Genomic DNA, 11,739 nt, shown 5'->3' with positions numbered 1-11,739 from the left:
CAGATCTCGAGGGTGATATTTTGTTTTGACAACATTTTGCTTAGGCCTTTTAATTGTAAGCCCACAATTTCTTTGATGTTGGCTTTACTAAGTGGTGTAAACATTACAATATCATCAATACGGTTCAGGAACTCGGGGCGGACGCTTTGTTTGAGTAGCGCCAGTACTTCTACTTTGGCTCCTTCCATCGCGCTGTCGATATCCTTGATGGCATCAAACTTCTCTTGAATTAGATGGCTTCCCATATTGGAAGTCATTATGATGATGGTGTTTTTAAAATCGGCTACACGGCCTTTATTGTCTGTCAAACGACCTTCATCAAGTACTTGCAATAGGACATTGAAGGTGTCTGGGTGTGCTTTTTCGATTTCGTCAAGCAACACGACAGAGTAGGGGCGGCGTCTCACGGCTTCGGTTAATTGACCGCCTTCATCATAGCCCACATAACCAGGAGGTGCTCCCACTAGTCGGCTCACGCTATGGCGTTCCTGATATTCACTCATATCAATGCGTGTCATGGCGTTTTCATCGTCAAAGAGGTATTCGGCCAATGCTTTTGCAAGCTCTGTTTTACCTACACCGGTAGTTCCCAGGAAGAGGAAGGAGCCCAAAGGTTTTTTAGGGTCTTGTAACCCGGCACGGCTTCTTCTTATGGCATCGCTCACAGCAACGATGGCTTCCTGTTGTCCCACCACACGCTTGTGCAGATGGTCTTCCAGTTTGAGGAGTTTCTCGCGATCGCTTTGCAGCATTTTGGTCACCGGAATCCCCGTCCATTTGGCAACGACTTCGGCGATGTCTTCATTGGTGACTTCCTCTTTGATTAGTGAGTTTTCTGATTTTTCGGCTACCAATTTTTGTTGCTTTTCAAGTTTCTCCTGAGCATCTTTTATTTTTCCGTAGCGCAATTCGGCTACTTTTCCATAATCGCCATCACGCTCGGCTCGTTCTGCTTCGAGTTTGTATTCCTCGATTTCGGTTTTGATGCTTTGAATGCTTTCTACTAACTCCTTTTCACTTTTCCATTTTGCATTCAACTCATTGCGTTCTTCTTTGAGGTTGCCGAGTTCAGAACGGAGTGATTTTAATTTGGTTTCATCCTTCTCGCGTTTGATGGCCTCAATCTCGATTTCCAGTTGCATGATTTTTCTATCCAAAACATCCAGTTCTTCGGGTTTAGAGTTGATTTCCATACGCAGTTTTGAAGCGGCCTCGTCCATTAAGTCGATGGCTTTGTCGGGTAAAAAGCGGTTAGTGATATAGCGTTGCGAAAGTTCCACTGCTGCGATAATCGCATCGTCTTTAATGCGCACCTTGTGGTGAGTTTCATATTTTTCCTTGATACCACGCAGGATGGAAATGGCACTTTCTGAAACCGGCGTTCCAGTGCTTTATCTTTTTCAAAATACTTCTGGTATTCATCCAATGTTGTGGCACCGATAGCTCGCAGTTCCCCACGTGCAAGCGCGGGCTTTAAGATATTGGCAGCATCCATAGCCCCTTCACCACCACCGGCTCCCACAAGGGTGTGGATTTCGTCAATAAACAATACGATGTTCCCGTCGCTGGAAGTGACTTCTTTGATGACCGCTTTGAGACGCTCTTCAAATTCGCCTTTGTATTTGGCACCGGCGATGAGGGCACCCATATCGAGTGAGTATATTTCTTTGTCTTTTAGGTTTTCAGGCACGTCGCCGTCTACAATTCTGTGGGCGAGTCCTTCTGCTATAGCCGTTTTACCGGTGCCGGGTTCACCCACAAGCATGGGGTTGTTTTTGGTTCTTCGTGTTAAAATCTGAAGGATTCGACGTATTTCCTCATCCCGTCCAATAACGGGGTCGAGTTTGTTGTCGCGCGCCAATTGGTTGAGATTTTTGGCATATTTGTTCAGTGCGTTGTATGTTTCCTCAGCACTTTGTGACGTGACACGGTCGCCTTTTCGCAGCTCGTCAATGGCTGCATCCAAGGCTTTTTGGGTGACACTCTGATCTTTTAAGAGCTGCGCCACTTTTCCGCCCGATTTGAAGAGAGCAAGCAATAAATGCTCAATAGACACAAACTCATCTTTGCGCTTCTCAGCGATGATACTTGCGTCGTTCAATACGGTTTGTGCAATGCGTGAAAGCATAAGTTGACCGCCGCTCACTTTGGGAAATCCTTTTACAGAAGCATCAAGCACTTGCTTGAGTGTTTGCATATTTACATTGAGTTTCTTCAGTAAAAAAGGAATGACATTTTCATCTACTTCAAGCATAGCTTTTAGTAGATGTTCTGGTTCAATTTGCTGATGCTCCAGGCTTTGTGCCAGTTGCTGTGCTTGCTGCACGGCTTCCTGTGATTTGATAGTAAATTTATTGAAATTCATATTTTCTATTGCCCATCCCCAAGTTGACTTGGGGAGGTGTCTCGTTGTTTAATTATTCTTAATTTTATTTTTTAGACTTAAGGCTAGGCACTTAAATATAATGCCTCACGTCTCTTTATTCAAATCCCGCGCCACATCTATTTTATGACAAAGTGTCTTGAAAACAGGTCTGAATTAGTGACTTTTTGACTTGAAAATGTGTGTCGTTAGTTTTTCAATTGGTAATAATTTTAAGAAGGATGGAAAGCCGAAATATTAAAATTATTATTTTTGAAATTATATAGCATATTTAATAAAATTAATGAGTTGTGTCAAATTCTTCTTATCTTTTGAGTTTGAAACCAAATCGAAATAAATGAGTTTTCTAAACAAAATATTTTCGTCAGATAAAATACCTCAGGAACCTAAAAGAGAAATCCCGTGGAAACAGCTTACTTCTGTTTCTAAGCTAGATGAGATCATTGAAACTTCCAAAACTAAACCGGTAGCTATCTTCAAGCATTCTACGCGATGTGGTATCAGCCGGATGGTGTTGAAGCAGTTTGAACGGGATTATAATGCAGGAGAAGAGGTCGTGGATTTGTATTATCTAGATTTACTTTCTTACAGGTTTGTTTCAGATGAAGTCGCGGCCCGTTTTCAGGTATGGCATCAGTCTCCTCAACTTTTGATTATCCAAAACGGTAAATGTGTTAATCACGCTTCCCATAGTGAAATAAGTTCCATTCAATTTTAAGGGTGTTTTAATATATAAAGCCTGAAATTTTTTAATAAGGATTTTTCGATTTTTTTTTTGATAACCTAATGATTGATTATCTGAATTTATTCCTTTTTAAAATAGTGCTCAGGCGGTTTTTAATTTCGCTTGAAGCATCATAGAGCATTTGCTCGTTGCTTGGAAAAGGTAGGGGTCGGTTTTTGAGCAATCTTCTTTCATTGCTGTTTAAAACCCTTTCATCGCCATTGAAAGTTGCAAAAGCGTGCTCAAAAATAAACTCTGTTTCCATTGGGTAACTGTTGATGGTTTGTTTTTTTTGGACATCAAAATAGTTTACCATACCATTCACATTGATAGCTTTAGTTTGGGTGGTTTCATAGAGAATGCCTTTTACATTCACGTAGCGGTCAATCTTTTTTCGATTTCCCAGACTGTCGAGTACATAGTTGCCATTGCGGTCAATTTCATAAGTATATCCGTCTTTAATTTCTCGTTCAAGTGGTATTTCACGTTCACGGATTTGTTCTGGAGAAATTAAAATATTTCTAAACTCTAGAATAACATCAAAATCGTAATCAATATCCCTTCGATTAATGCTATGATATTCAGTCCAAAAATCATCCAACCTATAGGTGTTGATATCAAGCAGGTCTCTTTCAAGCCTTTGAGGAATCATTATGTTTGTTGCGTTTTTAAGTTCTACAAAAACATAGTCGGTTCCAAAATAATGTGTTTCTCTTATCAATTGGTCAACATCCTTGTAGTAAGGTACTAATTTTTCAAGCTCCACAAGAGAATTATATGCTTTTCTATAATCGACTTTTGTGCCCTTGGACATAGCTTTTTTTGCTTTTTCATAAAGTACATCGGCATATTCATCTTTGGCTTGAATGAGTTGATTACTATAATCATTCATTTCAAATGAGGCTTCACGACTATTTACAACCAAAGGGAGTAAAGGTTTGATTTTGTTTTGTGTTTGATTCAAACGGGTGTAAAGGGCTAGGATTTCCTTTTTGGAATTTAAATTGCTTTCCTTTTCAAGAAATTGAATTTTATTTAATGTTTGTTCATTGTATTTTGCAAAGGCTTCTTCAAGCACCGGAATAAGCTCCCGACTTTTATTAGATGTTTTATTTTTTTGAATTTTTTTGACGGCTATTTCTATTGCTTGCTCATAGGCACCTTTGTTAAGTGCTTTTTCACTACGTTTTATGCTGCTGCATGCCATTATTATAGTAGCTAACACCATTATGAGGACTCCTTTTTTCATAACAAATAGTTGTTGGTTCTATTTATGAGATTACAATTGTAATGCCAAAACGGAACAGGACTTAAAACTCCAAACAGAATTATCGTTAGAAGTGTTTAGATAGTTGAGATTTTGTCATCGTAAATAAATTTCAATTGAATTCATTGATTGGTAAACTTAAGTCCTGCTTTTTTACTCCATATCTTATTTGTCAAAAGTATTTATAACTTCAAGGCCGGAAGGATTTTAGTAGCACATTCTCCAAAACCAATACGCACTTCATTATTTTGACAATAACCTCTCAGGGTGACGGTATCATTATCATTGATGAATTTTCGTTCACTACCGTCATTCAATTTGATGGGTTTTTCACCTCGCCAGGTCAATTCCAGCATAGATCCATAGGAGTCTGGTGTTGGACCAGAAATAGTTCCGCTTCCCATCATGTCACCGCTTTTTACGGGGCAACCATTTATAGTATGATGTGCCAGTTGCTGACTCATATTCCAATACATGTATTTGAAGTTGGACTGACTCACTCTGTTTGGTGTTCCATTTTCGGGAGTGATGTATGCTTCCAAATAGATATCATAGCTTTTTTTACCGGTTGTTTGCAGGTAGGGAAGTGGTTCAATTTCCGGTTTTGGACTTTCGGTTTTGAATGGTTGTAACGCATCAAGTGTTACAATCCAGGGGGAAATTGTTGAAGCGAAACTTTTTGCCAAGAAGGGTCCCAATGGTACATATTCCCATTTTTGAATATCGCGGGCGCTCCAGTCATTGAAAAGCACCAAACCGAAGATATAGTCTTCTGCTTCAGCAATTGGAATTGGTTCTCCAAGGTCATTGGCATCGGTGGTAATAAAAGCCATTTCTAATTCAAAGTCTACCAATCTCGAAGGACCGAAAACGGGTTTGTCGGCTCCTGCGGGCAAGGTTTGTCCGTTAGGTCTTCTCACATTAATTCCGCTTGGTATTATTGAAGAACTTCTTCCATGGTAACCAACTGGAATATGTAACCAATTGGGTAAAAGAGCGTTCTCGGGGTCTCGAAACATTGCGCCTACATTGGTAGCATGCTCTTTGCTGGAATAAAAATCTGTATAATCACCAACTTGAACAGGTAGCTGCATTTCTATTTCATCCATAGTAAAAATAACCCGATCGTGGTGCTCTTTGTTGTCTTTAAGCGCTGTGTTTTTTTCATCAAAAATATCTGCAATGCGGTTACGAACCAGCCTCCAGGTTTTTTTTCCGTCTGAAATAAAATCGTTTAGGGTATCTTGAAGAAAAATATCATCAGTTAATTCTATTCCGTCAAAATAGCCTAATTGGTGGAGTGCGCCAAGATCTATTGCAAAATCACCGATGCGTGTGCCAACGGTTATCACATCATCTCTGGTTAAAAAGACACCAAAGGGAATATTTTGAATTGGAAAATCGGAATCCTTATCAACAGGAAGCCAGGATTTTCTATTAGGATCGTTTGCTGTAATTGACATAGTCTTTAAATTTGTTAGTGTTAAAAAAATTCTATTCAAATATATAATTTTAAGAATACTAACCGAATGTTATTCTTATTTTTGATGCAGATTTAACAAAAACCGATATTATGTTTCAAGACACCCCACTTTTTGAATTGATCAAACAGGAAGAAGAAAGACAGAAAAATGGACTCGAACTCATTGCTTCAGAAAATTTTGTGAGCCGTGAAGTGTTGGCAGCAGCAGGTTCTGTGCTTACCAACAAATATGCAGAAGGTTATCCCGGAAGGCGTTATTATGGTGGTTGTCAGATAGTTGATCAAGTTGAGCAACTCGCTATCGATAGGGCTAAGGCTCTTTTTGGTGCAGAATATGTCAATGTACAACCCCATTCCGGATCACAAGCAAACACTGCTGTGTTTTCAGTGTGTTTAAAACCTGGAGACACTTTTCTTGGGTTTGATTTATCCCACGGAGGGCATCTTACTCATGGCTCACCAGTAAATTTTTCAGGGAAACTGTATCGCCCTGTTTTTTATGGTGTAGATAAGCAAACCGGCTTGATTGATTATGATCGAGTTGAGGAAATTGCTGTACGTGAGATGCCTAAAATGATTATTGCGGGTGCTTCTGCTTATGCACGTGAAATAGATTACAAGCGTTTTCGGGAGATAGCAGACAAAGTAGGGGCTATTTTACTGGCTGACATGGCTCATCCTGCTGGATTGATTGCCAAGGGTATACTACAAGACCCTGTTCCACATTGTCATATTTGTACCAGTACGACACACAAAACATTACGTGGTCCACGTGGTGGAATTATTGTGATGGGAAAAGATTTTGATAATCCTTTTGGAATTACTTTAAAAAACGGAACTCTCAGAAAAATGTCTTCATTACTTGATAGTGGTATATTTCCGGGGAATCAAGGTGGACCTCTTGAGCATATCATTGCTGCCAAAGCAGTTTCTTTTGGAGAAGCTTTGACAGATGATTTTTTACATTATATGATACAGGTAAAGAAAAATGCTGCTGCAATGGCACAGGCTTTTATGGATAAAGGCTATGATGTAGTTTCTGGAGGTACTGATAATCATATGATGTTAATTGATTTGCGAAACAAGGGACTTTCAGGCAAACAAGCAGAAGAGGCGCTTGGAAAAGCAACGATTACTGTAAACAAGAATATGGTTCCTTTCGATGATCAATCGCCTTTTATTACTTCAGGTATTCGTTTGGGAACACCGGCAGTAACTACTAGAGGTTTGAAGGAGAAAGATATGATTTATATTGTTGATTTAATTGATGAGGCTATTTCAAATTTTGAAGATGAACAATTATTAGATGTAATAGGTGCCAAAGTAAAGGAGTTGATGTCTTCAAAACCATTATTTACTTCATAAAAATGAACTGGAAATAAAAATCCACATTTTGATAAATGTGGATTTTTATTAATAAACCGGTTAGTCTTCTGGAAATATAATGCTTTCATAAGCTCCTGCATCTGAAGGATTTCCTCTTGGGGTTCCCAACAGGTCAAAGGGTGCCAATTGAGAAGTAGCTGGATCGCCTATACCGTTGGCTCCAGATTCATTACTAATATATAACTGATTGATTTCAGTGTTGAAAAACACCGGGTCCTGATTGAATACTGAATTGGTATAAAGATCAGAATTTGAGAAGTCAAACAGGGGGTTGTCTGCAAACTGGCCCTGGGGATCTTCAAATCGCAGCAGGCTGTTTTTAAAATTAATATTAAAGGCGGCCCCATCTTCTTTGTTCAGGAAAAATTCTCTTGGTTCACTTCCGTAGATAATGCAATTACTGAATGACGCCTGATTTAAATCGGCAATCAGTATTTCGGTATCACTCACCTGAAGTGAATTGTCTATGATTACTGCGGGGAAATTTCTAAATCCTCTATTCCAGTAATTGGCAAAAGTGGAATGTCTGAAATTGTAGGTTCCACCCAGCGAGCAGTATAGAGATGTTTGACCACTATTTGTTATCACTACATTTTCTCCATCAACATTTGCAGTTGTAGCTAATAAGCCAACATTTGCGCTGTTATAAATTTGTGTGTTTTTAAGTGAGAGAGTAGGATTTGAAGTGCCATCATTGCTATCCATTAAAATTCCAACCGTGGCATTTTTTATGGTTGTATGGTTGAATTCGTGAGCGGTGCTTCCGGCGGTTAGCCAAATGGTTCCCCATTGTCCAGGAATGTCTTCAAAGGCCGGTTCCAAGCGGTCACTTTGAAAAATTATTTCATTTTCCAGTTGTTCCGGGTCAGTGCTAGGTGCCCCAATTGCTTTTACAGTGGCTTGATTGTAAGCTATAATACCACTGTTTTCGTGAAAATGAATGCGGGCTCCAGGTTCAATAGTTAAGGTTTTTGTTGATGGAATTGCTGCATAGCCATAAATCACATAGGGTTTTTCATTGGTAAAAGTCAGGTGTTGTTCATCAAGAAAGAAGCCTTCGACTCTTATTTCATTGTCCTCTTCATCAATTCCCAGGAGTAAGGTTTCAATGGTGCCGTCTTCAAACCTTTGCGGATATAGAAATACAGCATCTTGTACTAAAGTTACCAGGGTTACATCCTGTTGATTGCTACCGCTGTCAAACTCTATGGCATCAGTGTATAAAAATTCCAGACTTCCGGGCTGATTGTTGATGTCAAAAGTAGTTTCTACAAACACAAAAATACTGTCCTTAGCAAGAATTTGAACATTGTTAAAGGTTTTTCCGGCGCGACCATTCACATTTAAACGGTAGGAGGAGTTTTCACCCTGGCTTAATTTAACCGAAGGGATTGAGATATCTTCATCACTCCTGTTATAGACTTTTAAAGTGTAAGTACTGGAACCAATATTTGAAAAAACAGTATCAAGATAGACTGTATCTTTTGAAAACTCCAAATTTCCTGTACTCGGGAGGGTGTCAAAATCATTTCGGCAAGAGCTCCATAAAATAATGAGCATTAATAAACTTAGGGTATATAAGTATTTCATTTAATCTTTTTATAAAATAGCATTCAAAAATAACTATTAACTAATAACTAATAACCATCAAGAGGATAAATTATTGTTTTTCAATAATCTCAATTTCAAAAAGTTTGTCCCAGTTTTTTCCAGTTACAAAAAGTTTATTGGGTTCGCCTTTGTAGGCTATACCATTTAAAACATCCAGAAACCGATGTTGGGTGACCCGTGCCTGAAGGCCTTTTAGGTCTATGACTCCTTCAACAGCACCGTTTTGAGGGTTGATGATTGCGATGGCGTTTTTTTGAAAAATGTTGGCATATATTTTTCCTTCTACATATTCCAATTCATTCACACTTTTTATTCTGCTAGTATTGGTGAAAATTTCAATATAGCTTTCTTCAGTAAGGTTTTCTTTATTGAGTGTCCATATTTTTTCTGTCCCGTCACTTTTATAAATTGTTTTTCCGTCATTACAGAGACCCCATCCTTCTTCACTTTTAGAGTAGATGAAACTTCCTGTTTTTTCGAATGTTTTGAGATTGTAAATAAACCCTACTTTCTCACGCCAGGTAAGTTGGTATATTTTATTGTCTAAAATAGTGATGCCTTCTCCAAAATAGTTTCTATCCAGTGGAGTGTTTTGAAGTACTTCACCGGTTTTGTAATTTGTTTTTCGAAGGGATGACTTTCCATATTGACCGGTACTTTCATAAAGAGTGTCCCCGTGGAACTCCAATCCTTGAGTATAGGCTTCCACATCGTGGGGATATTCGTTTAAGATTTGATAGGTGTAGAGTTTTGGTTTTTCTGAAGCCAACACATATAAATCTTTGGAGGGTGTTTCTGTTTTACTATTGAAATAAATTTTTGCGTGCAACCGGCGGTTTCCCAATTTTTGATTTTCCAGAGGTATGTTAAACGGGGTGTTTGTACTAGTTTTACCCATTTGTTGCTGGTCTATGAAATAAATGATGGAATCAATTTCTTTTTGATTGGGGTTTTCAATGCTCACCAAAATTGTTTGATTATTGCTGAAGGAAGGTTTGGCACCTTCTACTGATATGTTGAAATTTTTGGTTTCATTTTGGCTACCGCATGAAAAAAGAAGTAAGGAAATAAATGGTAAAACGGTCTTATAAAATCGCATTGGTATAAAAATAAGTGAATTGTGAATAGTTGCACACAAATGTACTATTTGCGTTCAAACTTTTAGGTTTTAATTATTAAAAAAATCTTGCAAAAGCTTAAAAAGGTAGTATCTTTGCAGTGGCAAGTCCTACACAACCAGCTCCTGTTGAATCCCCCAGGGTGGGAACGCAGCAAGGGTAGACGGTCGTAGCGGTGTGATGTAGGTAGCTTGCCATTTTTTGTTTGTAATATTTACACTTTCCTTCTTTACAAATACCTCTTATTTTACTTTAAATTAATTCAGGTTTCTGACATATCTAAAAATTATTGGATATTTGTAGAAATTGAATGTATATGTCAAAAGTAGTTTGCATTACCGGAGCTTCTTCCGGAATTGGAAAATCCATTGGTGAGTATTTAACCGTGAAAGGTTTTCAGGTTATTGGCTCGAGCAGAAATCCTGAGAACTATAAAGAGAGTATATTTCCTTTATTTAAACTCGATGTAAGAGACACCAATTCAGTCAACAAATTTGTAGATCAAGTAATTTCAGAAAAAGGAAGAGTAGATGTGTTAATCAATAATGCCGGGATGGGTATAACGGGCCCCGTTGAAGAAACACCTGAAGAGGAAATACAAGGTGTTTTTGAAACTAATTTTTACGGTCCAGTAAGAATGATAAAAGCGGTTTTACCTACTATGAGATTGCAACAATCAGGCTTAGTGATTAATGTAACTTCAATAGCAGCATATATGGGTTTACCCTACAGAGGCTTTTACTCTGCCAGCAAATCGGCACTTGAAATAACTACAGAGGCTCTTAGAATGGAAACTAAACAGTTTGGTATTGAATTTACCAATGTGGCTCCGGGGGATTTTGCGACAAATATTGCATCTGGACGATATCATGTGCCTTTAGTTAAAAACTCTCCCTATAGAGAAGCTTATGGAGATACTTTGGAGCTGATGAACGCTCATGTAGATGATGGTAAAGACCCTAAAGAAATGGCCAAAGCAATTTTTAAAATAATCATTTCCAAGCACCCCAAAGTTCGATATAAAGTGGGTGATTTTATGCAGAAAACCTCCGTAGTATTGAAAAAATCACTTCCCGGAAAAATGTATGAAAAAATGCTGATGAATCACTATAAATTAAAGTAGTTATCAACAGACCGGATGTATAAAAATTTGGTAAATTTGTAAGCATATTATTTTGCTTTCTTAATTTTACAATCAATTTTAATCAAAACTTATGAAATTCTTTATCGACACAGCCAATTTAAACCAAATCAAAGAAGCTCAGGATCTTGGAATCTTAGATGGTGTTACTACCAACCCTTCGTTGATGGCTAAAGAAGGTATTACCGGAAAAAACAACATTCTAAAGCACTATGTAGATATTTGTAATATTGTTGACGGTGATGTATCTGCTGAGGTTATTGCTACTGATTTTGAAGGAATGATCAAAGAAGGAGAGGAGCTGGCCGGATTACACGAACAAATTGTTGTAAAAATACCAATGATCAAAGAGGGTATCAAAGCCATTAAATATTTTAGTGACCAAGGAATCAAAACTAATTGTACACTGATATTTTCACCCGGTCAAGCATTGATTGCTGCAAAAGCCGGTGCTACCTATGTTTCACCCTTTATCGGAAGGTTGGATGATGTTTCAACCGACGGTTTAAACTTAATTGCAGAAATCAGATTGATTTTTGACAACTATGCCTTTGAAACAGAAATATTGGCGGCATCAGTGCGCCATACTATGCATATTATTGATTGCGCAAAATTAGGTGCTGATG

General features: G+C 38.2%; 8 protein-coding genes, 1 other RNA gene and 1 pseudogene. 5 read left to right on the top strand and 5 right to left on the bottom strand.

What is annotated here, in order from left to right; genetic code table 11:
- Positions 1 to 2,365, bottom strand: a pseudogene (locus AACY61_RS02365) (AAA family ATPase); the annotation flags it as partial.
- Positions 2,366 to 2,720: 355 nt separating this feature from the next.
- On the opposite strand from AACY61_RS02365, the gene ytxJ reads away from it, so the two are divergent.
- Complete coding sequence (ytxJ, locus tag AACY61_RS02360) at positions 2,721 to 3,101, top strand: bacillithiol system redox-active protein YtxJ (RefSeq protein WP_339609816.1); 381 nt, start codon at positions 2,721 to 2,723, stop codon at positions 3,099 to 3,101.
- A 76-nt stretch (positions 3,102 to 3,177) separates the two neighbouring features.
- On the opposite strand, the gene AACY61_RS02355 is transcribed toward ytxJ, so the two are convergent.
- Both AACY61_RS02355 and fahA read right to left on the bottom strand, forming a co-directional pair.
- Complete coding sequence (locus AACY61_RS02355; RefSeq protein ID WP_339609815.1) at positions 3,178 to 4,356, bottom strand: hypothetical protein; 1,179 nt, start codon at positions 4,354 to 4,356, stop codon at positions 3,178 to 3,180.
- 200 nt (positions 4,357 to 4,556) lie between these two features.
- Positions 4,557 to 5,837 (bottom strand): fumarylacetoacetase, encoded by a 1,281-nt coding sequence (gene fahA, locus AACY61_RS02350; RefSeq protein WP_339609814.1) that lies wholly within the window; start codon positions 5,835 to 5,837, stop codon positions 4,557 to 4,559.
- A 110-nt stretch (positions 5,838 to 5,947) separates the two neighbouring features.
- Here fahA and glyA point away from each other — a divergent pair, with 110 nt between their 5' ends.
- Positions 5,948 to 7,222, top strand: a complete 1,275-nt coding sequence (gene glyA / locus AACY61_RS02345) for a serine hydroxymethyltransferase (RefSeq protein ID WP_339609813.1) — start codon at positions 5,948 to 5,950, stop codon at positions 7,220 to 7,222.
- Positions 7,223 to 7,282: 60 nt separating this feature from the next.
- On the opposite strand, the gene AACY61_RS02340 is transcribed toward glyA, so the two are convergent.
- Positions 7,283 to 8,833, bottom strand: coding sequence for a hypothetical protein (locus tag AACY61_RS02340; protein WP_339609812.1), 1,551 nt, complete (start codon positions 8,831 to 8,833; stop codon positions 7,283 to 7,285).
- Positions 8,834 to 8,903: 70 nt separating this feature from the next.
- Positions 8,904 to 9,953: a glutaminyl-peptide cyclotransferase gene (locus tag AACY61_RS02335; RefSeq protein WP_339609811.1), complete on the bottom strand. Its 1,050-nt coding sequence runs from the start codon at positions 9,951 to 9,953 to the stop codon at positions 8,904 to 8,906.
- 120 nt (positions 9,954 to 10,073) lie between these two features.
- On the opposite strand from AACY61_RS02335, the gene ffs reads away from it, so the two are divergent.
- From ffs to fsa, 3 genes are all read left to right on the top strand, one after another.
- Positions 10,074 to 10,172: signal recognition particle sRNA small type (ffs, locus tag AACY61_RS02330), an RNA gene on the top strand.
- Between the two features lie 116 nt (positions 10,173 to 10,288).
- The gene (locus AACY61_RS02325; protein WP_339609810.1) at positions 10,289 to 11,095 is read left to right on the top strand and encodes an SDR family oxidoreductase; all 807 of its coding nucleotides are present in this window, start codon (positions 10,289 to 10,291) and stop codon (positions 11,093 to 11,095) included.
- Positions 11,096 to 11,186: 91 nt separating this feature from the next.
- Positions 11,187 to 11,739 (top strand): fructose-6-phosphate aldolase (fsa, locus tag AACY61_RS02320; RefSeq protein ID WP_339609808.1); only part of this gene is annotated, 553 nt, incomplete at its 3' end.

The organism is uncultured Planktosalinus sp. (assembly GCF_963973675.1).
GTDB lineage: Bacteria > Bacteroidota > Bacteroidia > Flavobacteriales > Flavobacteriaceae > Planktosalinus.
The sequence above is the reverse complement of the archived record's forward strand: the minus strand, read 5'-3'. Positions and strand labels throughout refer to the sequence as shown.